Source organism: Lutibacter oricola (genome assembly GCF_900106565.1).
Taxonomy (GTDB): Bacteria; Bacteroidota; Bacteroidia; order Flavobacteriales; family Flavobacteriaceae; genus Lutibacter; species Lutibacter oricola.
Map to the genome: position 1 here is coordinate 256370 of NZ_FNNJ01000003.1, position 25961 is coordinate 282330.

Here is a 25961-nt window from a genome sequence, read left to right on the forward strand (position 1 = left end):
CACCTTTTTTAAATTATGAAAGCCAACGGTTTTAATTCACTGTAATTAATTGACCTTTGTAGTTGCCAGTTAAAAAAATATTGTCATTTTCTAACTCGAAATTGATTATATAGTCGTCATTATTTTTTGAAATTGAAACATTTCCATATTTCCATGTTTTTATTATTTTCTCTTCATTAGATTCTCCATCTACATAGGTAATATTTCTTCTTAAGGTTCCTCGAGATAAATAAGGTTTTGGATTATTATAAAAATCATTTACACCTATAAAAATGAAAGGGTATTCATTCTCAATAGTTGTAGGATTAAGTTCTAATCCGTCTAGGAAAAGACTTATTGAAGCTTTTGTATTATTACTATGTTTTACTATTCCATCTTCAAATAAAATAGGTTTGTCCGAGAAGTATAATTCAATATTTTGATATTCAGATCCTAAAGAAAAATATATTATTAAGTATGCGTAATTTAAATCGGTAATCTCGTTATTTACAGATAATTGGCCTTTAGGCTTAGAAATGTTGCTGTCATCATTAGAGCAAGATATAAGTGTAAAAATAGCTATTAGAATAATAAATTTTCTCACAATAATTTAATTTTTATTTTAAAGTTAATAATTAAATAACAGAGGATACAATTTTTTTTAACTAATTGTTTGATAACGTGGAGAACTTGCGCATTTAAACTAAAAAGGAGTAAGATTGTGAGGTGTTTTTGGATACGAATAGTTGATTTATATAATTTAAAAGTTTAACAGTAATTAGTTTTAAATAGGTTTGTTTAAATATTGTGAAAAATTTGATTATATTTATTTTTTTACGAATTAAATAAAATTTTTATGAGCATATTTTCGAATAAGAAAATGTTTTTTTTTAAAAACATTATTTTTATATTTTTAGTTTCTTTTTCTTTATCGGCACAAGTTAAAAACGTTGTTGTAAGTGGTTTAATTACAGATGGTACCGACTTTCCTTTACCGTATGTTGCTGTAGGAATTGTAGGTAAAAATATAGGAACCACCACTACGGAAGATGGACAGTTTTTATTTAATGTATCTAAAAGTGAATTACAAGATAGTTTATATGTTTCTTACTTAGGTTTTCATTCACATAAAGTAAAAATTGAAGACTATTTAGCGCTTGAAGAAAAAAAAATAATTCTTAAAGAAGATGTAGTAGCGTTAGATGATGTAGAAATTTTAGCGCCAATTACATATATTACCAATGCATTAAAAAGGCTTAAAGAAAATACGCTATATCAACCTCATTTAACTGAGTTTTTATTTAGAAGAGCAGCAACTGAAGAAGGTAAATCGAAATTTTTTGTAGAAAACTATATAAAAGTAAAAGATCGTGGGCCAGCTTCTTTTCCTGGACAAATTCAAGTTGTAGAAGCTAGAAAATCTGCAGATTACAGAAGTTGGAAAAGAGAGCAGTGGAGACACTCAATATTGAGTATGTATGATGTAAATCCATTACGTCCACAGGAATCTATGCATAAAAGAAATTTAAAAAAATTTAATTGGAAAAAAGTTGATGATACATCATACGAAGGTGAAGATGTTGTAATTTTAGAAGGTAGAAATCCAAAAGTTAACTGGGAACGTATTAAACTATATATTGGAATTGACACCTATAAGGTTTATAAAATAGAACGTGGTAGAGCAGTTTTTATTTATAAAAAACATAAAAGTGGAAAATTGCATTTAAGTTATTTCCGTAACCACTGGAGTTTTCCAAAAGATAAAATTCCTAAACATCTTTTAGGTACAACTGCAGAAAGCCTAAATTACCGTTTAGAAGCCTTTGTTTATAATGTAGAAACCGAAGACAAGAAAAAAATGAGAGTTAGAGAATATGGAAAGGAAAAAGATATGGGAACGTTAGATTTACCGTACAATCCTGATTTTTGGAAAAACTTAAATTTACCACCTGATACTAAATTCTACAAACGAATAAAGTCAGAACTAGAAGGCTTATTTGGTGTTTCATTAGAACTTCAATACGAACTTTCTAATAAATAACAAGGGATAAATTAAATATGGAAGAACTTACGTTAACTACTCCAGCACTTTTATTTTCTGCAATATCATTAATAATGCTAGCATATACTAATAGATTTTTGGCGTATGCAGCTGTTATTAGAAATTTACATGCAGTATACTTAGAAAGAAAAGACAAATCTATTTTACCACAAATTAAAAACCTTAAATTAAGAGTTAATTTAACTCGTTGGATGCAAATATTTGGTATTTCCAGCCTGCTTTTATGTGTGTTAACAATGTTTCTTATATACATAAATCAACACATTGTAGCAGTTTGGATTTTTGGAACAGCTTTAATATTTCTTATAATATCATTAGCCCTGTTAATAAAAGAAATTCAAATTTCAGCACAAGCATTAAATTTTCATATCAGTGATATTGAAAATCATTTAAAGAAAAAATAACTAATTTTTATCTAAAATATGCTTATCTAAAACAAAACAAGTAAAATTACCTTCAAAAACTAGTTCGCTTTTTTGATTTGTAACATTTACAAGTACAGTTGTTTTTTTGCCACTTGTTTCATTAACTTCGGCAATAGCTGTTAATTCATCGTTAAGTATTACAGGTTTTAAGTACTTAGTTTCTGCTTTTCCTAAAACAACAGTAGGTTCATTAATAGCTACCATTGCAGCATAATCTGCCAAACCAAAAGTAAAACTGCCGTGAGCTAAATTATAAGTATCAACAACCATATCTTCAGTTATTGTTAAAGTTACTTTAGCACTTTTTTCTGAAATTGATATAACCGTACCAACTAGTTTTTTTGAAGCTAACAAATGTGTATTTTGTTTTAAAGAAGTCATTATTATAAAGCCTTATTTTAGAATTGAATTGCGAATTTCTTTTTTTTTGAATTAAGAATGAAACTAAATTAATTTGTTTGTATTTTTAACTTTTGAAACTAAACTTATGAAAGAAATTAATATTGAAAATTGGAATAGAAAAAATCAATTTGAATTTTTTAAAAATTACGAAGATCCTTTTTTTAATGTTACAGCAACTTTAGATGTAACCAATTTATACAACCACTGTAAAAAGAATAATTTATCGTTTTTTTTGGCAGGTTTGTATACTGCAAACCAAGCAATGAATTCAATTCCTGCTTTTAGACTACGTTTAAAAGAAGGAAAAATTGTTCAGTTTGATAAAGTTCATATCGATTCTACAGTATTAAATGAAGACAATACTTTTTCATTTTGTCATTTTGAAACAGCACCAACTTTTTTGGAGTTTATGCAAAACGGAGAAAAAGTATTATTTGATCATAAAAATGGAATTGTAGAAAATTCTCACGTATACGATTTAGATGTGGCGCACAGTACAACAATACCTTGGATATCTATTACAAGTATAAAACATGCACGTAATGGAAACGAGAAAAATATTGGGATTCCTAAAATTGTATTTGGTAAATATTACCAAGAAAACGACCAAAAGATAATGCCTTTTTCTGTTGAAGTGCACCACGCATTAATGGATGGAATTCATGTTGGGTTATTGTTTCAAAAAATGCAAGAATTTATAAATGAACTAGAATAGATTTCTTTTATTTAAGAATAATTTTATAGTATTAATAAATTATAGTTTTCTTACTATGTTGTGTTAAATTTACATTGTAATGAAAATTAAAGAACTCATAATTTATACTAGTAAACTAAATCTACAAATAGATTTTTATACAACTGTTTTAGAATTACCTATAACAATTTCAACACCAGAATCTACAAGTTTTAAAATAGGAGAGTCTATACTTACTTTAAAGTACAGGAAAAACACAACACCATATCATTTTGCATTAAACATTCCATCAAATAAAGAGAAAGAAGCATTATATTGGTTAAAAGAGCGTGTAGATATTTTAGGTTTTGATACTAAAGAAATTATCGACTTTTCTAGTTGGAATGCCAAGGCAATTTATTTTTACGATTTAGATAACAATATAGTTGAATTTATAGCTCGAAAAAATTTAAACATAAATTCAGAAGAAAAATTTACAGCAAAATCTATACTAAATATTAGTGAAGTTGGTATAGCCTCAACAAATATTGAGTCTACTTTTAATAAAGTAAATTTAATTGATAATATTGAAGTTTATAGTGGCGATTTTATAAAGTTTTGTGCTTTAGGAAACGAAAATGGATTGTTTATTTTATCGAATAATAAATTGAGAAAATGGTTTCCTACGGGAGATCAAATTTATCAATCTGACTTTGTAGTAAAGGGAGACTTTAATTTTGAGTTTAAAAATGGAGAAATAATTGAAATAATGTAAATTTGTTTCATACAAAAAATAGAATATGAAGATTGTAATATCACCAGCCAAATCATTAGATTACGAAACAAAAGTTCCAACAACAGAATTTACTGAAGGAATATTTTTAAATGAAGCTGAAAAGTTAAGCGGAGTTTTAAAAAAGAAATCACCAAAAAAGTTATCAGAATTAATGCATATTTCTGATAAATTAGGAGAGTTAAATTGGCAAAGAAATCAAGATTGGCAATTACCATTTACAATAAATAATGCTAAGCAAGCAGTATTTGCTTTTAAAGGCGATGTATATGTTGGATTGGATGCATACTCACTTTCAGAAGAAAAAATTAAGCAACTTCAACAAAAATTAAGAATATTATCTGGACAATACGGAGTATTAAAACCTTTAGATTTAATGCAACCATATCGATTAGAAATGGGAACAAAATTAAAAGTTGGTGCTAAAGAAAACTTATACCAATATTGGGGTACTAAAGTTACCGATGCTTTAAATGAAGAATTAGAAGAAAATGAAGTTTTTGTAAACCTAGCAAGTAACGAGTATTTTAAAGTTGTAAAACCAAAACAATTAAATGCAGAAATTGTAACTCCAGTTTTTAAAGATTATAAAAATGGAAAATTAAAGGTTATTTCATTTTTTGCAAAAAAGGCAAGAGGTTTAATGGTGCGCTATATAATAGATAATAATATTGAAAACACTGAAGATTTAAAAAAGTTTAATTACGATGGTTATGCCTTTGATGATAACCTTTCTAAAGGGCACGAGTTAGTTTTTACCCGTTAATATAAATTTTTTAAAATTGTATTGTTTTTTTATATATGTTTGTAGCGTTATTTTTAATTAGCGTTGAAAAGTATATGTTTTTTCGGTCGTAACTTTTTTATTAAGAAGTTTTTAGGTTACTATGTGTTTTGGAAGCACAACGAAAAATTAAGACAAAAGACAACTTCTAACAACTTCATGTTTAAAATTTATAACCCACTTCAGGTTGTAAGTTTACGCAATGTGTATTTAGATTTACGAGTTTAGATATTTATTTAAAAAATAGATGTCAGTCTAACTATAGACTGTTTTTTTATGTTTTTAAATAAATATTTGAAATGAATACTAAGTATATAGATTTAATAAATCAAACATTCGATTTTCCACAGGAAGAATTTAAAATAGACAAAAGCAAACAATTACATTTCCATAATATAAATACTATGGAATTAGTAAAACAATTTGGTACGCCTTTAAAGTTTACTTATTTACCTAAAATTAGCGAGAATATTCAATTAGCAAAAAGTTGGTTTAAATTCTCAATGAAAAAACATAAGTATAAAGCTAAATACCATTATTGCTACTGTACAAAAAGTTCTCATTTTAAACATGTTTTAAATGAAGCTTTAAATAATGAGATTCATATTGAAACATCATCTGCAATTGATATAGATATTGTTGAAAATTTAAAAAATGATGGTAAAATAACAGAGAAAACGTACATACTTTGTAATGGTTTTAAAAGAGATGAATATGTTCAAAAAATTCAAGGTTTAATTCAATCTGGACATAAAAACTGTATTCCTATTATAGATAATTATGAAGAAATAGGTTTGTTAACTTCAGGAATTAGAAAAAAAATTAATGTTGGAATTAGAATTGCTTCAGAAGAAGAACCAAAATTTGAATTTTATACTTCAAGATTGGGCATTGGTTATAAAAATATAGTAGATTTTTATAGAAGAGATATCAAAGAAAATAAAAAAGTAAACTTAAAAATGTTACACTTTTTTATAAATACAGGAATAAAGGACAATGCCTATTATTGGAATGAACTGAATAAATGTTTAAAGGTGTATATAAACCTTAAAAGAATTTGTCCAACATTAGATAGTTTAAATATTGGTGGAGGTTTTCCAATAAAAAACTCATTAGGTTTTGATTATGATTATGAGTATATGATTGATGAAATTATATCTCAAATAAAATTAGCTTGTGATGAAGCAGAAGTTCAAGTACCACATATTTTTACAGAATTTGGAAGTTACACAGTAGGTGAAAGCGGTGGGGCATTATACAAAGTTTTATATCAAAAAAAGCAGAACGATAGAGAGCGTTGGAATATGATTAACTCTTCATTTATTACAACTTTACCAGATAGCTGGTCGATAAATAAACGTTTTGTAATGCTCCCTTTAAATAGGTGGGATGATACTTACGAGCGTGTGTTGTTAGGTGGTTTAACTTGCGATAGTGATGATTATTATAATTCAGAACAGCATATGAATGCCATTTATTTGCCAGTTTATAAGGAAGAAAAACCGCTTTACATAGGTTTTTTTAATACAGGTGCATACCAAGAAACAATAGGAGGTTATGGAGGTTTACAACATTGTTTAATTCCTCAGCCAAAACATATTATTATTTCAAAAAATAGTGAAGGTAATTTAGAGTATAAAGTATTTAAAGAAAAGCAAACACCAACCGATTTTTTAAAAATATTAGGTTATGAATAATAAAACTTATGCAGGAATACCTGCTGATTACGCAAAAATAGAAACATCTAAGGTTGTTTTAATTCCAGTTCCTTATGATGGAACAAGTACCTGGCAAAAAGGAGCTGATAAAGGTCCAAAAGCATTTTTAGAAGCTTCTGAAAATATGGAACTATATGATATAGAAACAAATACTGAAGTTTATAAAAACGGTATTTATTTGGCTAATGAAGTTATTGAAAATGAATCGCCAGAAAAAATGGTAGATGCTGTACACAAAATAACAAAATCATATATTCAAAAGAATAAATTTGTTACTCTATTTGGAGGAGAACATTCAATATCAATAGGTTCAATTAGAGCTTTTAATGAATGTTTTGATAATTTAACAGTGGTGCAAATTGATGCTCATGCAGATTTAAGAAAAGAATACGAAGGTTCAACTTGTAATCACGCATGTGCTGTTTATGAAGCTAGTCAAAACACAAACCTAATACAAGTTGGTATTAGAAGTATGGATGTTATTGAAACTACTGTAATGGATAAAGAAAAAGTGTTTTTTGCTCATGATCTTGCAACTGATGATTATTGGATGGATAATGCAGTTGACTTGATGACAGGAAATGTTTTTTTAACTATAGATTTAGATGCTTTTGATCCTTCTATAATGCCTTCAACAGGTACACCTGAGCCAGGAGGACTTTTTTGGTACGAAACCCTAGAGTTTTTAAAGAAGATTTTTGACGAAAAAAACGTTGTAGGTTTTGATATTGTTGAATTGTGTCCAAATGAAAGTGAAAAATCATCAGATTTTCTAGCTGCAAAATTATACTACAAAATGTTAAGCTATAAATTTAGTAATAATGAAGATGATTCAGATTTTGATGAAACTGATAATAGGTTAGTGTCAAAAAGTAAAAACTCAAAATTTCAAGATGAAGATTATGAATAATAAAGGAGCAATTTCTCAATTTATAGAAAAGTATTACCTGCATTTTAACTCAGCAACAGTTGTTGATGCTGCAAAGGCTTACGAAAGTCAATTAGCTAACGGGTCAAAAATGTTAGTTTCTTTGGCAGGAGCAATGAGTACAGCAGAAATAGGTAAAATATTTGCTGAAGTAATTAGACAAGATAAAGTGCATATAATATCTTGTACAGGAGCAAATTTAGAGGAAGATATCATGAATTTAGTGGCGCATTCTCATTATAAAAGAGTGCCAGAATATCGTGATTTAACACCTCAAGATGAATGGAAACTATTAGAAAAAGGGTTAAATAGAGTTACAGATACCTGTATTCCTGAAGAAGAAGCATTTAGACGTTTACAAGATCATATTTTTGAAATATGGAAAGACGCTGAAAATAAAGGAGAGCGTTATTTTCCACATGAATTTATGTATAAATTATTACTTTCAGGAGTTTTAGAGCAGTACTATGAAATTGATCCAAAAAATAGTTGGATGTTAGCCGCAGCTAAAGCCAATTTACCAATAATTGTTCCAGGTTGGGAAGATAGTACTATGGGAAATATTTTTGCTTCATATGTATTAAAAGGAGAGTTAAAAGCTTCTACAATGAAATCAGGAGTTGAGTATATGACTTTTTTGGCAGATTGGTATACAAATAATTCAGAAAACGGAATTGGGTTTTTTCAAATTGGAGGAGGAATTGCTGGAGATTTTCCAATTTGTGTTGTGCCAATGCTGTATCAAGATATGGAAAGAACTAATACACCATTTTGGAGTTATTTTTGTCAAATATCAGATTCTACTACTAGTTATGGTTCCTATTCAGGTGCTGTTCCAAATGAAAAAATTTCTTGGGGGAAATTAGATGTTGATACCCCAAAGTTTATTATTGAATCTGATGCTACTATTGTGGCACCTCTAATATTTGCTTATTTATTGGATATGTAATTTTAAATAAAAAAAACCCGCAATTTGCGGGTTTTTATTTTTTAAGAAGTATTGTATACTAATTAGTATTTAGATTCTTGACCTAATTCTTTTACTAATAAATAATAAACAATAGCTCTATACTTGTTTCGGTTAGATTTTCCAACTTTTTCAATAACAGCTGCAATAGCTTCATCTAATTTAGGCCCGTTTTCTAAACCTAGTTTTTTAATTAAAAAGTTGTTTTTTACTGTGTCTAATTCTTTTTGATCAGATCCAGATACAGTTTCAGCATCAGCTTTATAGATAGATGGACCTAAACCTTTTGTAACTGCAGTTAATAAGTCTGCGTCAAAGCTTAATCCTAATTTGTCCATTTCAGCTTTATACTGTGCTAATTTTTCATCAAATTTACTCATGAGTAACGAATTTTTTTATTAATAATATATTCTATAATCCAAATATAAAGAAATTAAACAGGTAAAACCAAATAAATTTAACAATCTGAAATATTTACACTTACCGCTAAACCACCTTCCGAGGTTTCTTTGTATTTAGAGTTCATATCTTTAGCTGTTTCCCACATACTTGATATTACTTTGTCTAATGGAACTTTAGCATTGTTAGAATCAGAATCTAGGGCTAATTCGGCGGCATTAATTGCTTTAATAGCTCCCATTGCGTTACGCTCAATACAAGGTATTTGAACCAACCCACCAATAGGGTCGCAAGTTAAACCTAAATGATGTTCCATTGCAATTTCACTAGCTATTAAAACTTGCTCTGGAGTACCACCTAAAAGTTCGGTTAATGCTCCTGCTGCCATAGCGCTTGACACACCAATTTCAGCTTGGCAACCACCCATTGCAGCAGATATGGTTGCACCTTTTTTAAATATGCTTCCTATTTCGCCAGCTACAAGTAAAAATTGTTTAATTTGTTTAAAATCTGCTTCATGATTTTCTGTAACTAAATAATACATTAAAACTGCAGGTATAACTCCAGCACTTCCATTTGTAGGCGCGGTAACAACTCTACCTAAACTTGCATTTACTTCATTTACAGCCAACGCAAAACAACTTACCCACTTTAATATTTGTCTAAATTTTACTCTGGTACTTCTAATACTTTCAACCCATTCTTTAGAATTGTTGTAAGGCATTCCGCCTTTTAATTTTTGGTGCATATCAAAAGCACGTCTTCTAACGTTTAAGCCGCCCGGTAATACACCTTCTGTATGGCAACCAGTATACATGCATTCTAACATTGTTTGCCAAATTCTAAGTATTTCAGAATCTATTTCATTTTCGGTTCTAAGAGATTTTTCATTCTCTAAAACTATTTCTGAAATTTGCTTACCTTCATTTTTGCAATAAGTTTCAAGTTCTTTAGCATTTTGAATTGGGTAAGGAAATGCTTTTTGAATCTTACGATTTTCTTTAGCATTTGTGCGATCTTCACGAACAACAAATCCACCACCAATTGAATAGTAAGTTTCTGTTGCTATTTCCTTATTGTTTAAAAATGCTTTAAATGTAATTCCATTAGGGTGAAAAGGTAAAAATTCAGGGTTAAAAATAACATCATTTTCAGAACTGAAGTTGATAATTAAATCACCCCCTAAATTTAGTTGTTTTGAAGTTTGTATAACTTCAATAATTGTTGAAATTTCTTCAGTAGGAATTGTTTCTGGATCTTTACCTGCTAAACCTAAAATAACAGCTAAATCTGTAGCATGCCCTTTTCCAGTTAACGAAAGTGAGCCATATAAATCTATACTTATTGAAGTAACTTTTGAAAAAGTTTTTTCGTTTTTTAAATGTTGAATCCATCGCTCAGCAGCTCTCCAAGGTCCAAGTGTATGTGAACTTGATGGGCCAACGCCAATCTTCAACATATCAAAAACTGAAATACATTCCATTCGTTATCCTAATTTTTAAGGGCTGCAAATATATAATAAACCACAATACATAAGCTATAGACAGTCAATTTAGTATTAAAGTTAGCTTATAAATGACAATTTAAACCTTTTTAAAAAGTAGTTTATGACAACTTGGCATAAAATTTCTAATGGCATAATCATTGACTATTTGTAAATGTAAGATTTAAAAATCGAAATTAAAATATTAAAAATATAAATACATACTAATTATTATGAGCAAAATTATAGGTATAGATTTAGGAACAACAAACTCTTGTGTTTCAGTAATGGAAGGTAACGAGCCAGTTGTAATCCCTAATGCAGAAGGAAAAAGAACTACACCTTCAATTGTCGCTTTTATTGAAGGAGGCGAAAGAAAAGTTGGAGATCCAGCAAAAAGACAAGCAGTAACAAATCCATTAAAAACCATTTATTCAATTAAGCGTTTTATGGGTAACAAATATTCTGAATCTCAAATGGAGGCAGAACGTGTACCTTATAAAGTGGTAAAAGGAGATAATGATACTCCACGTGTTGATATTGATGGAAGATTATATACTCCACAAGAAATTTCAGCAATGGTACTTCAAAAAATGAAGAAAACTGCTGAAGATTATTTAGGAACAGAAGTTGCTGAAGCTGTTGTTACAGTACCAGCATATTTTAACGATGCACAACGTCAAGCTACTAAAGAAGCTGGTGAAATTGCAGGTTTAAAAGTTAGTCGTATTATCAACGAGCCAACTGCTGCAGCATTAGCTTACGGTATGGACAAAAAAGGTGAAGACCAAAAAATAGTTGTTTTTGACTTTGGTGGTGGAACGCATGATGTTTCTATTTTAGAATTAGGAGACGGAGTATTTGAAGTATTAGCTACAGATGGTGATACACACTTAGGTGGTGATGATGTTGATCAAAAAATTATTGACTGGTTAGCTGAAGAGTTTAAAGCAGATGAAAATATGGATTTACGTCAAGATCCAATGGCTTTACAACGTTTAAAAGAAGCTGCTGAAAAAGCAAAGATTGAATTATCTTCTTCTGCTTCAACAGAAATTAACTTACCATATGTAACTGCTACAGCTAGCGGACCAAAACACTTAGTAAGAACGTTATCTAAATCTAAATTTGAGCAATTAATTGACGATTTAGTAAAAAGAACTATTGAGCCTTGTAAAACGGCATTAAACAACGCTGGTTTATCAACTGGAGATATTGATGAAATTATTTTAGTTGGTGGTTCAACTCGTATTCCTGCTGTTGTAGAAGCTGTTGAAAAATTCTTTGGAAAAGCGCCTTCTAAAGGTGTTAACCCAGATGAGGTTGTTGCAATTGGAGCAGCTATTCAAGGTGGAGTTTTAACTGGTGATGTAAAAGATGTATTATTATTAGATGTTACTCCATTATCTTTAGGTATTGAAACTATGGGTAACGTTATGACAAAGTTGATTGACGCAAATACTACGATTCCTACAAAGAAATCTCAAGTATTCTCAACAGCTGCAGATAACCAACCATCAGTAGATATTCACGTATTACAAGGTGAAAGAGCAATGGCTGCGGATAACAAAACAATTGGGCGTTTCCAATTAACGGATATTCCACCAGCGCAAAGAGGAGTTCCTCAAATTGAAGTAACTTTTGATATTGATGCAAATGGTATTATTCACGTAACTGCTTCTGATAAAGCTACTGGAAAATCTCAAAACATTAAAATTGAAGCTTCTTCAGGATTATCTGATGCTGAAATTGAAAAAATGAAAGCTGATGCTGATGCTAATGCTGAAGCTGATAAAGCAGCAAAAGAAACTGCAGAAAAAATAAATGGAGCAGATTCTATGATTTTCCAAACAGAAAAGCAATTAAAAGAGTTTGGAGATAAATTATCTGCAGATAAAAAAGGACCAATTGAAGCTGCTTTAGAAGAGTTGAAAAAAGCTCACGAATCTAAAGATTTAGCTCAAATTGATGCTGCAATGGAAAAAATTAATGAAGCTTGGAAAGTTGCAAGTGAAGAAATGTACAAAGCAGAACAAGAAAGTCAAGCACAAGGTGCTCCAACTGGAGATGCTCAACAAGCAAAACCAGAAGGTGACGATGTAGAAGATGTTGACTTTGAAGAAGTAAAAGAAGAATAATTTTTTTACAAATAAATGTAAAAGCCACTCAAATTTTGAGTGGCTTTTTTTATTACTAAAATTAAGGTGTTATGCATGCATAATATTTATTTTGTTATATTTGAAGAAATTCAAAAGAATGAAAACTACTAAACTAACTGATTTATTACATATTAAATATCCAATTATACAAGCGCCAATGTTTCTGGTTTCAAATACAACAATGGTAATTGAAGCTATGAAAAGTGGTATTGCTGGCTGTATTCCAGCTTTAAATTATAGAACTTTAGATGAGTTAAGGGCTGCCATTAAAGAGTTAAAAGCTGCTAAAGTTGAAGGTGGTTCATTTGGGTTTAATTTAATAGTAAACAAGTCAAACCTTAAGTATAAAGAACAATTAAGAGTTATATGTGAAGAAGGAGCAGATTTTATTATAACATCATTAGGAAGTCCAGAAGAAACTATTAAGCAGTCTAAAAAAGCTGGAATAAAAGTTTTTTGTGATGTTGTAGATTTAAAATTTGCTAAAAAAGTTGAGGATTTAGGAGCCGATGCCGTTATTGCAGTTAATAATGAAGCTGGTGGACATCGAGGAGGTTCTTCACCTAAAGAATTAATTCCGCATTTGGTTAAAAATTGTAATATTCCCATTATTTCTGCGGGCGGTGTAGGTTGTAAAGCGGATATTGATAAAATGCTTGAATTAGGAGCAGAAGGTGTTTCTGTTGGTAGTCCATTTATTGCTTCGAACGAAGCGAGTGTAACTAATGAATACAAACAAGCTTGTGTAGATTATGGAGCAAAAGATATTGTTATGACCGAGCGTATTTCTGGTACACCTTGTACTGTAATTAATACACCATACGTTCAAAAAATAGGCACAAAACAAACCTGGATAGAAAACCTTTTAAATAAAAATAGAAAACTTAAAAAGTGGGTTAAAATGATTCGTTTTTCTATTGGTATGAATGCTACCAAAAATGCTGCAACTAAAGCAACTTATAAAACTGTTTGGGTAGCAGGGCCAAGTATTGAGTATACAAAAGAAATTTTACCTGTTAAAGATATAGTTGAGAAGCTTATTAATTAATACATTTGCCAAATATTTTGTAGAATTATAAATAGACGAAGGCATTGAAAAACTATCATAGTTTTAATTTTTTTAAGCATACCTATTGTGAGTTTGAAATGAAGGATATTAACTTTTTTAAAGGAAAATCTGCTCATTATCAAAGTAAATCTGGTAGTTTATATTTATATACAAAACAAGGTGTTTACCGCTATTCTAACCATTGGGGTAGGGTAGCAAATTGTCGTTGGAAAATTAGTGGAATTGAAAAGTATAGAAGTCAAGATTATTATGTTGGTTACGCTAATTGGAGTGATTTTTTTCCTTTAAATAATGCTGAAAAATCTTTTTATCTAGATGTTGATTATTCAGTAGGAAAGACAAAAATAATTAGAAGTAGAGAAGAAAATAATACTGCTCATTTTTTAATGACATCAGATTTTGCACATCAGCGTTTAAAACAAATTAACGCATTGTTTAAAGATTATAAATGGGCAAAGTATTTTGATGAGGATATTGATGAACTTAGAGTAAGGTTAATAGATAACTTAATAAGTTCAAATACTTCAATTCAAGAGTTAAAAAGAAATTTATAAAAAAAGCCTCAATACTGAGGCTTTTTTTTATTCTCTAAATTTTGAAGTTTTAATATAAAATTTCTTTAGTGTTTTTGAATAGTAAATATATCTAAATGAATCTTTTTGAAAAGAAGCTGTAATGTGTCTTAGTTTTGTATTTTCTTTTAAAGGATTTAGGTATTTGTCTCTATCAATTTCCTTAAATTTTGTTTTAGTAGAAGCATTTTTGTTTATTTTTAAGCCGCTATCTAGCACAAACGTAATTGATTTTTTAATACTCGAAGTGTACATGCTATCTCCGTAATCAAATACATTTGGACCAAAACTACTAAAGCTTTTCATTCTTTGGAAGTTTTGTGTATTAATGTTTATTTGGTTTTGCATCATATTCATCATTTGTTGTGTGTGCCATTGTTGCTGTTGCCACATCCAATGATGAAACCACCAATTGAAATGATAATTGTAAACTCTAGCATCTACATAATCTACATTAACCACCATTTTATTATTAATAGATTTATTAATTGTAATAGTTGGTTTGTTTTTTCCTTTAGAAGCTTTTTTTATAATGTTCTCAATTTTAGATTTGTCAATACTTTTTATTTCGTTTAAAAGTGATTTTTTTAATAATTCTTTCCCTTTATCTAAGTCGTTAATTTTTAATAAAGCATCTTTTTTACTTACCAAAATAGAAAACAATTTCTGATCGTGAATAAATGAGTTACTATCTTTATTGTCAATTAAATCATTATTCTCAAAATCATTGAATTTATACGAGTAATCTTCAAGGTTTATAGATATTGAATTAACAGTATTAGTTTTATTATTAAGTTTTATAAAGCGAAGTTTATTATTTTCTAAATATGATTGAAGGTTATTTATAGAACCATTTTTTACAAACTCATTGGTATTTACTACATCAGGTGAATTGTTTTTGAAAATTTCCTTAAACTTTTCTGAATTTGTAGGAGTTACTTGATGCTGATTAATTGTATTTGAGTTATCAATTCTTTGAATATTTAAGTATGTTTTTTGCGTGTTAACTATATAAGTACATTTAGGTTGTCTAATTGTAAAATCTTCATCTTTTTTTTCAATTTTCTTGGAAGTTTTTGTTAAGTTTTCAAGATTGTAGTCAATTATATGGTAAAATTGACTTGTTTTTTTCTCTTTTTCACTTAAAATTAGTGTAAGAGTATTCTTACTTAAATGGTATGAAACTATTCCAGGGCTTTTTTTAAAATTTATATTTTCCAGTTGTACAATTTTATCCATTTCATCCATATAGAAAGGGATTACTTCATATGTTTTGCTTGTTTTGTTATTAGCAAAAATTAAATGTACGGATTGTTTTTTGCTAATGTCTCCAGAAAAAGTACCTTCAATTTTTTGGTTTTTTGAAGGTGTAAACTCTATATTATTAGCATAATTATACTGAAAAGTAATAAAAGCTAAACCTAAAATAAGTAGGAATTTTTTCATAGTAATGTCAAATTTTTATTTTATATCTAAGTTAAGAATTTGAAGATAAATTATTATGATAAACATCAGTTTTAAAGGACTGATTTATGGTACAATTTTGTAAATTTACATTCTACTAAATAAAAAATATGAATATACCTCAAACTAGTTTTCCTAGAGTTGTAATTATTGGAGGAGGTTTTGCTGGATTGGCTGCGGCAAAAGGATTAGAAGATAAAGAGCTGCAAGTTGTTTTAATTGATAAACACAATTACCATACTTTTCAACCATTGTTGTATCAAGTTGCAACTGGAGGTTTAGAGCCAGACAGTATAGCGTTTCCTTTAAGAAAGCGATTTAATGATGTCGAAAACTTTTATTTCAGACTTGCTGAGGTTCAAAATATAAATTCAGAAACTAATTGTATTGAAACTACAATTGGAAACTTAGAATACGACGAGTTAATTATTGCCACAGGTTCAAAAACCAATTTTTTTGGAAATAAAACTATTAAAAAGTATGCTATGGAAATGAAATCTGTTCCGCAGGCATTAAATATTAGAAGTTTGGTTTTAGAAAATTTTGAGGAAGCTTTGCTTGAACGAAATCTAGAAAAACGTTTGGCACTTATGAATTTTGTTATTGTAGGTGGTGGACCAACAGGTGTTGAGTTAGCTGGTGCTTTAGCCGAAATGAAAAAAGGTATTTTACCTAAAGATTATCCGGATTTAGATATTAGACAAATGAAAATTAATCTAATTCAAAGCTCAGGAGAGTTATTAAAAGGTATGAGTAAAAATGCCTCTGAAAAAGCCGAAGATTACTTAATAAAACTAAATGTTGATGTTTGGAAAAACCTTAGGGTAACTAATTACGATGGAGAAACGGTAACTACAAATGGAGAAGATCATTTTAAAGCGCAAACTTTAATTTGGGCAGCAGGTGTAAAAGGTGAATCTATTAATGGTTTACAGCAAGAATGTTTGGTAGAAAGAGCAAACCGTTTTAAGGTAAATGAATTCAACAAAGTAGAAGGTTATAATAATATATATGCAATAGGAGATGTAGCTTGTATGCCTTCAGAAAATTACAAATACGGGCATCCAATGATGGCGCAACCAGCCATACAACAGGGTAAGTTGTTAGCTAGAAACTTACTAGCTAAATTAGAAAGTAAAAAGTTAAGAGCTTTCAAATATAACGACAAAGGTTCAATGGCAACCATTGGGCGTAATAAAGCTGTTGTAGATTTACCAAACTGGAAATTTCAAGGTGTTTTTGCTTGGTTTGTTTGGATGTTTGTTCACTTGTTTTCTTTAATTGGTTTTAGAAATAGGGCAGTGGTTTTCTTTAATTGGCTGTATAATTATATTCGTTTTGATCGAGAAACTAGGTTAATTATTAGACCATATAAAAAGAAAAATAGCAACTCTTTTTAAAGTAAGTTCTTTAAACACTTGTCTATTGAATTGTATTTAAAGTTGAAACCAGTTTCTATAATTTTTTTGTTAGAAATTCTACTTCCTTTTAGTAAAATTATTGCCATTTCACCAAATAATAGCTTTAGAATAAAAGAAGGAATTGGAGGTAGCCATATTTTTTTGTGAATAGCTTTGGCCATATTATGTGTTAGTTCTTTATTTGTAATATGCATATTTGACACTGCATTGTATACACCTTTAATCTTATGGTTATCTATTGCAGTAATGTACATTTCACATAAATCATCTATATGAATCCAAGGCATATATTGATTTCCTTTTCCTAAAGCGGCACCAACACCCATTTTAATTGGAGATATCATTTTTTCTAAAGCGCCACCTTTATTAGTTAATACAACTCCGGTTCTTAAAATAACAGTTCTAATATTTTTTTGTTGAAATTTTAAAGATTCGTTTTCCCAAAGTTTACAAATAGTTGCTAAAAAATCTGTACCTGACTCATCTTGCTCGTTATAAATTTTTTCTGAAGTATTAGCACCATAATAACCAATTCCAGAGGCAGCAATAAAGCATTTCAAATTAGGATTTAATTCTTCTGTTTTTTTTAAAAGCAATTTTGTTGAAAGTACTCTACTATTTATTAGTTCTTGTTTTCTTTTTTCGGTCCAGCGTTTATCGGCAATGCCTGCACCGGCTAAATGAATTATTGCATCTGCTTTTTTAATAGCTTCATTTTCAATAATACCTTTATTAATATTCCAATAATAGCTATTAGGACTTACGTTTTTAGAGCGACTTAGAATAATTACAGAAAAGCCTTTTGAAATAAGTTTATCCTTTAAAGCTTTGCCTATTAATCCAGTACCTCCAGTAATTAAAATTGTTTTCATAAAAAAATCGGTTCATGTGAATATAACACATTGAACCGATTTTTAAGAGATTTTAATTGAATTTATTAAATCATTTTTTTATGTAATAAATCATTTACCATATATTTTATTCGAGCAGTTACTGTTTCAGTTTTACTAATTTTGGTTTTTGTTGGACCAAATTCTTTATATGGATGATAAGTTTTGTAGGTTATAAATAAATATGAAGCCATTGGAACATGTTTAGTATTATAAACAACTAAACTATATCTACCTTTTGGGTTTGGTCTAGACTTACTATTTATTTGTTCTTGACTTTTCCATTCTACCTTAGCATAACCTATAAAGGTTTTAGAAATAAACTCATTAGTTTTAGGATCTTTAACTCCTTGATAAATATTGTATCTCGATTTAACAGCTAAATCTCTAAACCTAAAATCACTCTCACCAGATGTGGTTTTATCAAAAAACACATATACTTTGTCTGTTAAAACACGATCTACTTTGAATTTAGCGTAACTTAATGTTTCTTTTTCTGCTGTTATTATTTCAAGAATATTTTTAGGTAATAAGCCTTTGTTTGTAATAAGTTTAGAAACGGCTTCAATATTTTCACCTTCTTTATTTAATAAATTATTGGTTATTAAATATTTTGCCATTTGTTTTTCTGAAGGGTAATATTTAGGGTTTTGTACGGCCGCACGTTTTTTATCTTTTACATATTCTATAGTGTAATAATAGTAAGATTTATCATTCACTAAAAGTAACGATTTAGCATACTCACTTCTAAAATTAAAAACATGTTCACCATTATTGTCGGTTACTTTATAAAAAGTTTCTTTTATAGAGTCGTTTTTAATCTTCACTTTTTCAATATGGCCAAATTTTATTTTATCTACTAGAATATCTCCTTTTTTAACCTTAATTTTTTGAGCCTGAATATCAATTGTTCCTAAAAGTAAGAACAACAATAAATATAATTTAATTTTCATATTCTTATTTATAACTTTCTAGTAGTTTCCCTGTTTGTTTTAAATAAGGTTTAATAGCTCCTTTATCTTTTTTGAAAATTATTTCTTTTCCATCTTTAGTAACTATTTTTGTTTCCTCAGCAGAAATATGCTCAATAGGATTCTCAGTGTTTTCATACACATAAATAGTAGGTTTAACAGTTAAGTCTAATGATGCCATACCAGATTTTTTTGCAGGCACAAATCTATCAATTTCAATTTTTGAAAATTCAATATTTTTATCTTTATATGTAAAAGTACCTCCTTGATCTAACGTTATTTTGTATGCTGATTTAGGTGTTAAATTAACAGCAATTAATTCTTGACCTTTTAAGGCTTCTAAATCATCACGTTTTTTTAAAACATTTAAATAATCTCCTTTCCACAAATCAAACATTCCAGCGTTTTCTTTTACAGTTTTGTAATAGTTATTTGTATTCTCAATTTCATTTTTTAATAAAGAAACTGAAGCTAGATTAGCATAAATAACTTTACTTTTTATTTTGCTTTTAACTTTTTTACCAAAATCTACATCAATTTGAGATTTCCAATAAGCTGCTGCTTTATCAAGAGTTGCAGCATCTGTTGGGTTTGCTATTATTGATTCAATTAATGGTTTAGATTCTGTGTTAAAAGCTTCAGCAGCTCCACCTTTTGTTTTTTTAAATAGACCAAAAGGAAGTTTTTGTGTTGAAGTTTCTTTAAATAAGTGTTGAATTTCTCCTAAAAATTTTTGAGTGTAAATGGTAAGCATTCTTGCTTTTGTTTGATTGCGTTCACCACGAGTATTCATTGGGAATTTTTTAGGGTTTACAACCTGATTTAAAGTAACTGCTTCGTTGGTGTTGTATAGTAATTGGTTTTCTTTGTTAAGCAATAGAATACTATAAGTTCCGTGCATAGAAATCATTGCATTGTTTACAGCTAATTGATTTCCTATAAAACCAACTAAAATTTGTAAATCTGCATTTTCAGTAACGTTTTCTAGTCCACTTATTTGTATTCCATCGGTTAAAGATGCTAAATTAGGGTATTCATCTGCAGGATAATGTTCTGGAGAATTTTCATAATTCCAATATTCTCCTTCATCTTGAATTTCATAACTAAAAGTTTTTAAACCTTTTAAATGTGAAGGTATTTCAAATTTAATAAGAACTTCTTTACTAGAAACATCAGCCTTTTGGGCAAATAAGAGTGTGTTAGTAAATGCAATACATAAAATAGTAATAAATAATCGTTTCATTGTTTGTTAATTTTTTTGATTGATTTGTGTTTTACACCTATTTAATTATTAGTCGATAAAATAGAATTAAAGGCATAAAAATGAATTCCCTAAATATAAAAATATTTAGGGAATTATATAACAATGTTATGTTACTTTAATTACTGAAAGAACACATATATGTTAATTTAACTAAGAATACTTTTTTCTATAATATGTGCCTTAATATTGCTCATTCCTTTTTGAATAGCTTTTTCATTTAAAGGAATTAAATTGTGGTAACGTTCTGGAAGTGATTTTTTTAAACCGTCAATTACATTTTCTAAATTAACAATTGGTTTAATCTTTAAGAAGGCACCTAAAACAACCATATTAAATATTTTTTTATTTCCCATTTCGGTAGCAATCCTATTTGCTTCAATTTGATAAATATTAATATCTGTTCTTGTTGGGTGTTGGTGTATTCCGTTAGGTTCATACAATAACACACCTCCAGGTTTTACGCATTCTTCAAACTTATCCATACTTTGTTGATTCAAAATAATGGCAGTATCAAACACCTTTAAATATGGAGAGCTAATACGTTCATCGCTTAAAATAACGGTAACATTTGCAGTTCCTCCTCGCATTTCTGGTCCGTACGAAGGCATCCAGCTAACTTCTTGATCGTGCATAATTCCAGAATATGCTAAAATTTTACCCATAGATAGTACACCTTGACCACCAAAACCTGCTATAATAATTTCTTCTGTCATAATTTACTATTTTAATTTACCATTTACTTTAATATCACCTAAAGGGAAGTAAGGAAACATATTTTCTTCCATCCAAATGTTAGACTCATTTGGTGTCATTTTCCATCCAGAATTACAATTAGAAACAATTTCAATAAAAGAAATACCATTATTTAATCTTGTGTTTTCAAAAGCTTTTTTAATAGCTTTTTTTGCTTTTCTTACATGTTTATGTGTGTGTACTGCTTGGCGAGTTGCGTAATAAACACCAGGTAAATTAGCAACTAGCTCAGTCATTTTTATAGGCATTCCCATAGTTTTTACATCTCTTCCGTATGGAGATGTTGAGGACATCATACCTTCTAAAGTAGTAGGAGCCATTTGTCCACCAGTCATACCGTAAATACCATTGTTTACAAATATAATTACAATGTTTTCTCCTCTGTTACAAGCGTGAATAGTTTCTGCGGTTCCAATAGCGGCTAAATCACCATCGCCTTGGTATGTAAATACATATTTGTTAGGCCAAACTCTAGATATTGCTGTTGCAACTGCGGGAGCACGTCCGTGAGCGGCTTGCGTCATATCTATGTTCATAAAGTCATAGGCAAGTACCGAGCAACCTACTGGAGCTACTCCGATAGTGTCTTGAACAATACCCATTTCTTCAATAACTTCCATAGTAATACTATGTGCAGTTCCGTGACCACAGCCAGGACAGTAAGACAACGTAGTGTCTGTCAATAATTGTGTTTTACAGAATACTTGATTCTCGGGTTTTATGATATCTGATACTTCCATTTTCTTTAATAATTTTTTGTTCTAAAGCTTCTAATACTTCTTCAGGAGTGTGAATAATACCTCCAGTTCTACCAAAATGTTCTACAGGAACTTTATGTTCTACAGCTAGTTTAACATCTTCTACCATTTGACCTGCACTCATTTCTACACTAAGCATACCTTTTACTTGGTCAGCTAAATCGAGTAGCTGTTTTTTAGGGAAAGGAAATAAAGTAATAGGACGAAGAAGTCCAACTTTTAAACCTTTTTCTCTGCCTAATTCTACTGCCTTTTGTGCTATTCGTGCACTAGATCCATAGGCTACAAATAAATAATCTGCATCGTCGCACATTATTTTTTCAAAGCGAAGATCTTCTTCCTCCATTTTTTTATATTTCGCCATTAAGCGATGCACTCTAGCTTCCATTTTTTCAGAAACTAAATCTAAAGAAGTAATAATGTTACGTTCTCTATTTGTTTTTCCTGTAGTAGCCCAACTATCGTGTCTTTTTATAACTTCTTCATCGGTTAATCGTTCTTGTTGATCTTTTAGCTCAACCTTTTCCATCATTTGTCCAATTAACCCGTCAGAAAGAATTAAAACAGGAGCTCTATATTTAAAAGCAATATCAAAAGCATCTTCAACAAAATCTGCCATTTCTTGAACAGATGAAGGTGCTAAAACATATAAGTGATAATCTCCGTGGCCACCACCTTTTACAGATTGAAAGTAATCTGCTTGAGAAGGTTGAATAGTACCTAATCCTGGTCCGCCACGAACAACGTTTACTATTACTGCCGGTAATTCTGCTCCAGCTAAATATGAAATACCTTCTAGTTTTAATGAAATTCCAGGACTGGATGATGAGGTCATTACCTTTTTACCTGTACTTGCTGCTCCATAAACCATGTTAATTGCAGCAACTTCACTTTCTGCCTGAAGCACTACCATACCAGTTCTTTTTTCTGGTTGCTCTGTCATTAAATACTCAATAACTTCAGATTGTGGTGTAATAGGGTAACCAAAATAAGCATCGGCACCTGCTCTAATAGCGGCTTCAGCCAAGGCTTCGTTACCCTTCATTAATTTTAATTCGGACATAATAAGATAGTTTTTTAAGCTGAAACTTTTACTCTATAAACTGAAATTGCTCTATCAGGGCAAACAATTCCACAGTTTGTACAACCTGTACAAGCTTCAGGGTTTTTCATATAGGCATAATGATAGCCTTTGTGGTTCACTTCTTTGCTCATTGCAATCACATCTTCGGGGCATACAGGAATGCAAACTTCACAGCCTTTACATTTTTCGGTATCTACTACGATAGCTCCTTTTACTTTTGCCATTTTTATAATTTTTTACGTGAATAAACCCTTGTAATTTTGTTATTCTCAAAGTTATAGGTAATTTATTGTAAAAAGTATGATTTTTGTCATTTTTATGATATATGTCATACTTTTTTACCGAGAAAAAAAGTTTAGGCATAAAAAAAGCACTGTTTATAGTGCTTTTTTAGAATTTAGAATATTAAAATAAATTTTAATATAAGTTTTTATATTTTGAAGGGTTAACCTCGTGCATTAAATTGTATATAGTTTCAAAAATATCGTCTGCATTTGGTTTAGAGAAGTAATCTCCATCTGTTCCATAAGCTGTTCTGTGTTCTTTAGCTGCTAGAGTTATAGGTTTACTATCTAAATACTCGTAAGCATTTTGGTTTTCTAATATTTCATTTAATAAATATGATGTAGCACCGCCTGGAACATCTTCATCAATAATAATTAACCTATTTGTTTTTTGAATACTCTTAACTACATCGTGATTTAAATCAAAAGGCATTAAAGATTGTGCATCTATAATTTCAATATCAATGTCAACCTGATTTAAATTAGGAACTACATCTTCAACAATTTTAAGTGTAGACCCATAAGAAAGTACTGTAATATCTTTTCCTTCTTTTACGGTTTCTACAACACCAATTGGCGTTCTAAATTCGCCAAAGTTATTAGGTGCTTTTTCCTTTAATCTATATCCGTTTAAGTTTTCAACTATTAAAGCTGGTTCATCACTTTCTAAAAGAGTATTGTAGAAACCTGCAGCTTTGGTCATATTTCTAGGTACAAGAATATTAATACCTCTTAGCATATGAACAATGGCTCCCATAGGAGAACCTGCGTGCCAGATACCCTCTAATCTATGACCACGAGTACGTATAATTAATGGTGCTTTTTGTTTACCAACAGTACGGTAATGTAATGTAGCTAAATCGTCGCTCATTATTTGTATAGCATACAATAAATAATCTAAGTATTGAATTTCAGCAATTGGTCTTAAACCCCTTAAAGCAAGCCCAATTCCTTGTCCAATAATAGTTGCTTCTCTAATACCAGTATCGGCAACTCTTTGTTTTCCATATTTTTCTTGAAGTCCTACTAAACCTTGGTTTACATCACCAATATTACCTGAGTCTTCACCAAAAATAAATAGATCATCATTTTTAGAAAAAAGTGTGTCAAAATTGTCTTTTATAATAATTCTACCATCAACTAAATCAGCATTTTCATCATATGTAGGTAAAACCTCTTTAATATTGCTTGTTTTTTTGCTAGTTTCACTATATAAATGAGAGCTATATTTAGGTTGCTCCGAAGCACTAAAACTTTTAATCCATTGCTGTAATTGTTTTTTTTCTGAAGAATTTTCTTCTCGTACGTAAACAATTATTTTTCGAGCTGTAGAAAGTAAATCTTTTCTAAAAGGGTCTACTATTTCAGCTAATTCATTTCTAAGTTTAGTAATAAAAACTTTATTAGCACTTTTGTTAGCTAGGTTATCTAGTAGTAATAATAATTTAGCTTTATGTTCTTTAATTGGATTTACAAACTCTTTCCAAGCTTCTTTTTTAGCTGCAATTACTTCTTTTTTTGCATCTTTTTCAATGCGAATTAATTCTTCTTCAGAATCAATAAATTTAAGTTTATTACCTTCTTCATCTTCCAATTCAAATTCGAAAATCCAATCACGCATTTTTGCAAGACAATCGAATTGTTTTTCCCAAACTAACCGCTCTTTAGACTTGTATCGTTCGTGAGATCCAGAGGTTGAATGACCTTGCGGTTGTGTTAATTCCTCTACGTGAATTAAAACAGGAACATGTTCTTCACGAGCAATTTTTGCTGCTTTTGAATAGATATTAATTAGCTGAGGATAATCCCAACCGTTTGCTTTAAAAATTTCAAAACCTTTAGCATTATCATCTCTTTGAAAACCTTTTAAAATTTCTGAAATACTTTCTTTTGTTGTTTGGTATTTTGCTGGAACAGAAATTCCATAAGCATCATCCCAAACAGAAATAATCATTGGTACTTGTAGAACTCCAGCAGCATTAAATGTTTCAAAAAACACACCTTCACTAGTACTAGCATTACCAATGGTTCCCCAAGAAATTTCGTTTCCGTTGTTAGAAAATTTTGGGTTTTTTAATTCTGGTAATTCTCTAAATAGTTTAGAGGCTTGTGCTATACCTAACATTCTTGGCATTTGCCCAGCTGTTGGTGAAATATCACTACTTGAATTGTATTGCTCAGTAAGGTTTTTGAAATCTCCTTTTTCGTCTAAACTATGCGTAATAAAATGCCCACCCATTTGTCTACCTCCAGACATTGGGTCTGCCTTTATGCTAGGATTGGCATACAATGCAGAGAAAAATTGTTGAGGTGTTAGCTCTCCAATAGCCATCATAAAAGTTTGATCTCTATAATAACCAGATCTAAAATCACCTTTTTTAAAGGCTTTTGCCATTGCTAATTGAGGAACTTCTTTACCATCTCCAAATATTCCAAATTTGGCCTTTCCAGTTAAAACTTCTCTTCTTCCTAATAAACTACATTCTCGGCTAATTACTGCAACTTTGTAGTCTTGTAAAACTTCCTTTTTAAATTCTTTAAATGATAAATGTTCTTTGTTAGTAGAAGATGATTTTATTGGCATAAATTTTGAGTTTTTTAGTTGTGCAAAGGTACTGATTTTTGACGACAATTAAAAACTGTACTAATAATCAAATAA

25 protein-coding genes are annotated in these 25961 nt (G+C 29.7%); 12 read left to right on the forward strand and 13 right to left on the reverse strand.

Annotation, left to right across the window (positions count from 1 at the left end; all coding sequences use genetic code 11):
• Nucleotides 1–31: 31 nt before the first annotated feature.
• The gene (locus BLU40_RS08895; RefSeq protein ID WP_090122516.1) at nucleotides 32–583 is read right to left on the reverse strand and encodes a hypothetical protein; all 552 of its coding nucleotides are present in this window, start codon (nucleotides 581–583) and stop codon (nucleotides 32–34) included.
• A 252-nt stretch (nucleotides 584–835) separates the two neighbouring features.
• On the opposite strand from BLU40_RS08895, the gene BLU40_RS08900 reads away from it, so the two are divergent.
• Nucleotides 836–2020 (forward strand): carboxypeptidase-like regulatory domain-containing protein, encoded by a 1185-nt coding sequence (locus BLU40_RS08900; protein WP_245729919.1) that lies wholly within the window; start codon nucleotides 836–838, stop codon nucleotides 2018–2020.
• A 17-nt stretch (nucleotides 2021–2037) separates the two neighbouring features.
• Complete coding sequence (locus tag BLU40_RS08905; RefSeq protein WP_090122522.1) at nucleotides 2038–2445, forward strand: DUF2721 domain-containing protein; 408 nt, start codon at nucleotides 2038–2040, stop codon at nucleotides 2443–2445.
• Here the strand turns inward: BLU40_RS08905 and BLU40_RS08910 are convergent, their stop codons facing one another.
• On the reverse strand, nucleotides 2446–2847 hold the full coding sequence (locus BLU40_RS08910; RefSeq protein ID WP_090122524.1) for a hotdog domain-containing protein: 402 nt from the start codon (nucleotides 2845–2847) through the stop codon (nucleotides 2446–2448).
• Between the two features lie 106 nt (nucleotides 2848–2953).
• Here BLU40_RS08910 and BLU40_RS08915 point away from each other — a divergent pair, with 106 nt between their 5' ends.
• From BLU40_RS08915 to BLU40_RS08940, 6 genes are all read left to right on the forward strand, one after another.
• Complete coding sequence (locus BLU40_RS08915) at nucleotides 2954–3583, forward strand: CatA-like O-acetyltransferase (protein WP_139170936.1); 630 nt, start codon at nucleotides 2954–2956, stop codon at nucleotides 3581–3583.
• 79 nt (nucleotides 3584–3662) lie between these two features.
• A complete protein-coding gene (locus BLU40_RS08920) occupies nucleotides 3663–4316 on the forward strand; it encodes a VOC family protein (protein ID WP_090122530.1) in 654 nt (217 codons plus the stop codon).
• A 25-nt stretch (nucleotides 4317–4341) separates the two neighbouring features.
• Nucleotides 4342–5100, forward strand: a complete 759-nt coding sequence (gene yaaA / locus BLU40_RS08925; RefSeq protein ID WP_090122533.1) for a peroxide stress protein YaaA — start codon at nucleotides 4342–4344, stop codon at nucleotides 5098–5100.
• A gap of 317 nt (nucleotides 5101–5417) precedes the next feature.
• Complete coding sequence (locus BLU40_RS08930) at nucleotides 5418–6815, forward strand: type III PLP-dependent enzyme domain-containing protein (protein WP_090122536.1); 1398 nt, start codon at nucleotides 5418–5420, stop codon at nucleotides 6813–6815.
• Nucleotides 6808–7746: an agmatinase gene (gene speB, locus BLU40_RS08935; protein WP_090122541.1), complete on the forward strand. Its 939-nt coding sequence runs from the start codon at nucleotides 6808–6810 to the stop codon at nucleotides 7744–7746. The genes BLU40_RS08930 and speB overlap by 8 nt, the downstream gene beginning before the upstream one ends.
• On the forward strand, nucleotides 7739–8713 hold the full coding sequence (locus tag BLU40_RS08940) for a deoxyhypusine synthase family protein (protein ID WP_090122725.1): 975 nt from the start codon (nucleotides 7739–7741) through the stop codon (nucleotides 8711–8713). Before speB ends, BLU40_RS08940 begins: the two co-directional genes overlap by 8 nt.
• Nucleotides 8714–8775: 62 nt before the next feature.
• Here the strand turns inward: BLU40_RS08940 and BLU40_RS08945 are convergent, their stop codons facing one another.
• Both BLU40_RS08945 and BLU40_RS08950 read right to left on the reverse strand, forming a co-directional pair.
• Entirely contained in the window at nucleotides 8776–9111 is a 336-nt protein-coding gene (locus tag BLU40_RS08945) for a DUF2853 family protein (RefSeq protein WP_090122544.1), read from the reverse strand.
• Nucleotides 9112–9188: 77 nt separating this feature from the next.
• Entirely contained in the window at nucleotides 9189–10613 is a 1425-nt protein-coding gene (locus tag BLU40_RS08950) for an L-serine ammonia-lyase (protein WP_090122548.1), read from the reverse strand.
• A gap of 233 nt (nucleotides 10614–10846) precedes the next feature.
• Here BLU40_RS08950 and dnaK point away from each other — a divergent pair, with 233 nt between their 5' ends.
• The 3 genes from dnaK (at nucleotide 10847) to BLU40_RS08965 (ending at nucleotide 14395) form a co-directional block, all read left to right on the forward strand.
• Entirely contained in the window at nucleotides 10847–12751 is a 1905-nt protein-coding gene (dnaK, locus tag BLU40_RS08955; RefSeq protein WP_090122551.1) for a molecular chaperone DnaK, read from the forward strand.
• A 118-nt stretch (nucleotides 12752–12869) separates the two neighbouring features.
• On the forward strand, nucleotides 12870–13820 hold the full coding sequence (locus tag BLU40_RS08960) for an NAD(P)H-dependent flavin oxidoreductase (RefSeq protein ID WP_090122555.1): 951 nt from the start codon (nucleotides 12870–12872) through the stop codon (nucleotides 13818–13820).
• Nucleotides 13821–13918: 98 nt separating this feature from the next.
• Nucleotides 13919–14395 carry a hypothetical protein gene (locus tag BLU40_RS08965; RefSeq protein WP_090122558.1) on the forward strand — a complete coding sequence of 159 codons (477 nt, stop codon included), beginning with the start codon at nucleotides 13919–13921 and terminating at the stop codon, nucleotides 14393–14395.
• A 27-nt stretch (nucleotides 14396–14422) separates the two neighbouring features.
• Here BLU40_RS08965 and BLU40_RS08970 read toward each other — a convergent pair whose 3' ends face one another.
• Nucleotides 14423–15859 carry a hypothetical protein gene (locus BLU40_RS08970; RefSeq protein ID WP_090122560.1) on the reverse strand — a complete coding sequence of 479 codons (1437 nt, stop codon included), beginning with the start codon at nucleotides 15857–15859 and terminating at the stop codon, nucleotides 14423–14425.
• A 128-nt stretch (nucleotides 15860–15987) separates the two neighbouring features.
• Here BLU40_RS08970 and BLU40_RS08975 point away from each other — a divergent pair, with 128 nt between their 5' ends.
• Nucleotides 15988–17277 (forward strand): NAD(P)/FAD-dependent oxidoreductase, encoded by a 1290-nt coding sequence (locus BLU40_RS08975; RefSeq protein WP_090122562.1) that lies wholly within the window; start codon nucleotides 15988–15990, stop codon nucleotides 17275–17277.
• Here the strand turns inward: BLU40_RS08975 and BLU40_RS08980 are convergent.
• From BLU40_RS08980 to BLU40_RS09015, 8 genes are all read right to left on the reverse strand, one after another.
• On the reverse strand, nucleotides 17274–18170 hold the full coding sequence (locus tag BLU40_RS08980; RefSeq protein WP_090122565.1) for a TIGR01777 family oxidoreductase: 897 nt from the start codon (nucleotides 18168–18170) through the stop codon (nucleotides 17274–17276). The genes BLU40_RS08975 and BLU40_RS08980 overlap by 4 nt on opposite strands.
• A 65-nt stretch (nucleotides 18171–18235) precedes the next feature.
• A complete protein-coding gene (locus tag BLU40_RS08985; protein WP_090122566.1) occupies nucleotides 18236–19141 on the reverse strand; it encodes a hypothetical protein in 906 nt (301 codons plus the stop codon).
• A 4-nt stretch (nucleotides 19142–19145) separates the two neighbouring features.
• The gene (locus BLU40_RS08990) at nucleotides 19146–20402 is read right to left on the reverse strand and encodes a hypothetical protein (protein WP_090122568.1); all 1257 of its coding nucleotides are present in this window, start codon (nucleotides 20400–20402) and stop codon (nucleotides 19146–19148) included.
• Between the two features lie 167 nt (nucleotides 20403–20569).
• Nucleotides 20570–21136 (reverse strand): 2-oxoacid:acceptor oxidoreductase family protein, encoded by a 567-nt coding sequence (locus BLU40_RS08995; RefSeq protein ID WP_090122569.1) that lies wholly within the window; start codon nucleotides 21134–21136, stop codon nucleotides 20570–20572.
• 6 nt (nucleotides 21137–21142) lie between these two features.
• The gene (locus BLU40_RS09000; RefSeq protein ID WP_090122570.1) at nucleotides 21143–21916 is read right to left on the reverse strand and encodes a thiamine pyrophosphate-dependent enzyme; all 774 of its coding nucleotides are present in this window, start codon (nucleotides 21914–21916) and stop codon (nucleotides 21143–21145) included.
• The gene (locus BLU40_RS09005; RefSeq protein ID WP_217633393.1) at nucleotides 21870–22997 is read right to left on the reverse strand and encodes a 3-methyl-2-oxobutanoate dehydrogenase subunit VorB; all 1128 of its coding nucleotides are present in this window, start codon (nucleotides 22995–22997) and stop codon (nucleotides 21870–21872) included. The genes BLU40_RS09000 and BLU40_RS09005 overlap by 47 nt, the downstream gene beginning before the upstream one ends.
• A gap of 14 nt (nucleotides 22998–23011) precedes the next feature.
• Nucleotides 23012–23242 (reverse strand): 4Fe-4S dicluster domain-containing protein, encoded by a 231-nt coding sequence (locus BLU40_RS09010; protein ID WP_090122574.1) that lies wholly within the window; start codon nucleotides 23240–23242, stop codon nucleotides 23012–23014.
• A 193-nt stretch (nucleotides 23243–23435) separates the two neighbouring features.
• Complete coding sequence (locus tag BLU40_RS09015) at nucleotides 23436–25886, reverse strand: alpha-ketoacid dehydrogenase subunit alpha/beta (RefSeq protein WP_090122576.1); 2451 nt, start codon at nucleotides 25884–25886, stop codon at nucleotides 23436–23438.
• Between the last annotated feature and the right edge of the window lie 75 nt (nucleotides 25887–25961).

Excerpts from the sequence above, each read along its gene's own strand:
- BLU40_RS08900 (WP_245729919.1), top strand. The coding sequence starts at position 836 with ATGAGCATATTTTCGAATAAGAAAATGTTTTTTTTTAAAAACATTATT.
- BLU40_RS08905 (WP_090122522.1), top strand. The coding sequence starts at position 2,038 with ATGGAAGAACTTACGTTAACTACTCCAGCACTTTTATTTTCTGCAATA.
- BLU40_RS08910 (WP_090122524.1), bottom strand. The coding sequence starts at position 2,847 with ATGACTTCTTTAAAACAAAATACACATTTGTTAGCTTCAAAAAAACTA.
- BLU40_RS08915 (WP_139170936.1), top strand. The coding sequence starts at position 2,954 with ATGAAAGAAATTAATATTGAAAATTGGAATAGAAAAAATCAATTTGAA.
- BLU40_RS08920 (WP_090122530.1), top strand. The coding sequence starts at position 3,663 with ATGAAAATTAAAGAACTCATAATTTATACTAGTAAACTAAATCTACAA.
- yaaA (WP_090122533.1), top strand. The coding sequence starts at position 4,342 with ATGAAGATTGTAATATCACCAGCCAAATCATTAGATTACGAAACAAAA.
- BLU40_RS08930 (WP_090122536.1), top strand. The coding sequence starts at position 5,418 with ATGAATACTAAGTATATAGATTTAATAAATCAAACATTCGATTTTCCA.
- speB (WP_090122541.1), top strand. The coding sequence starts at position 6,808 with ATGAATAATAAAACTTATGCAGGAATACCTGCTGATTACGCAAAAATA.
- BLU40_RS08940 (WP_090122725.1), top strand. The coding sequence starts at position 7,739 with ATGAATAATAAAGGAGCAATTTCTCAATTTATAGAAAAGTATTACCTG.
- BLU40_RS08945 (WP_090122544.1), bottom strand. The coding sequence starts at position 9,111 with ATGAGTAAATTTGATGAAAAATTAGCACAGTATAAAGCTGAAATGGAC.
- BLU40_RS08950 (WP_090122548.1), bottom strand. The coding sequence starts at position 10,613 with ATGGAATGTATTTCAGTTTTTGATATGTTGAAGATTGGCGTTGGCCCA.
- dnaK (WP_090122551.1), top strand. The coding sequence starts at position 10,847 with ATGAGCAAAATTATAGGTATAGATTTAGGAACAACAAACTCTTGTGTT.
- BLU40_RS08960 (WP_090122555.1), top strand. The coding sequence starts at position 12,870 with ATGAAAACTACTAAACTAACTGATTTATTACATATTAAATATCCAATT.
- BLU40_RS08965 (WP_090122558.1), top strand. The coding sequence starts at position 13,919 with ATGAAGGATATTAACTTTTTTAAAGGAAAATCTGCTCATTATCAAAGT.
- BLU40_RS08970 (WP_090122560.1), bottom strand. The coding sequence starts at position 15,859 with ATGAAAAAATTCCTACTTATTTTAGGTTTAGCTTTTATTACTTTTCAG.
- BLU40_RS08975 (WP_090122562.1), top strand. The coding sequence starts at position 15,988 with ATGAATATACCTCAAACTAGTTTTCCTAGAGTTGTAATTATTGGAGGA.
- BLU40_RS08980 (WP_090122565.1), bottom strand. The coding sequence starts at position 18,170 with ATGAAAACAATTTTAATTACTGGAGGTACTGGATTAATAGGCAAAGCT.
- BLU40_RS08985 (WP_090122566.1), bottom strand. The coding sequence starts at position 19,141 with ATGAAAATTAAATTATATTTATTGTTGTTCTTACTTTTAGGAACAATT.
- BLU40_RS08990 (WP_090122568.1), bottom strand. The coding sequence starts at position 20,402 with ATGAAACGATTATTTATTACTATTTTATGTATTGCATTTACTAACACA.
- BLU40_RS08995 (WP_090122569.1), bottom strand. The coding sequence starts at position 21,136 with ATGACAGAAGAAATTATTATAGCAGGTTTTGGTGGTCAAGGTGTACTA.
- BLU40_RS09000 (WP_090122570.1), bottom strand. The coding sequence starts at position 21,916 with ATGGAAGTATCAGATATCATAAAACCCGAGAATCAAGTATTCTGTAAA.
- BLU40_RS09005 (WP_217633393.1), bottom strand. The coding sequence starts at position 22,997 with ATGTCCGAATTAAAATTAATGAAGGGTAACGAAGCCTTGGCTGAAGCC.
- BLU40_RS09010 (WP_090122574.1), bottom strand. The coding sequence starts at position 23,242 with ATGGCAAAAGTAAAAGGAGCTATCGTAGTAGATACCGAAAAATGTAAA.
- BLU40_RS09015 (WP_090122576.1), bottom strand. The coding sequence starts at position 25,886 with ATGCCAATAAAATCATCTTCTACTAACAAAGAACATTTATCATTTAAA.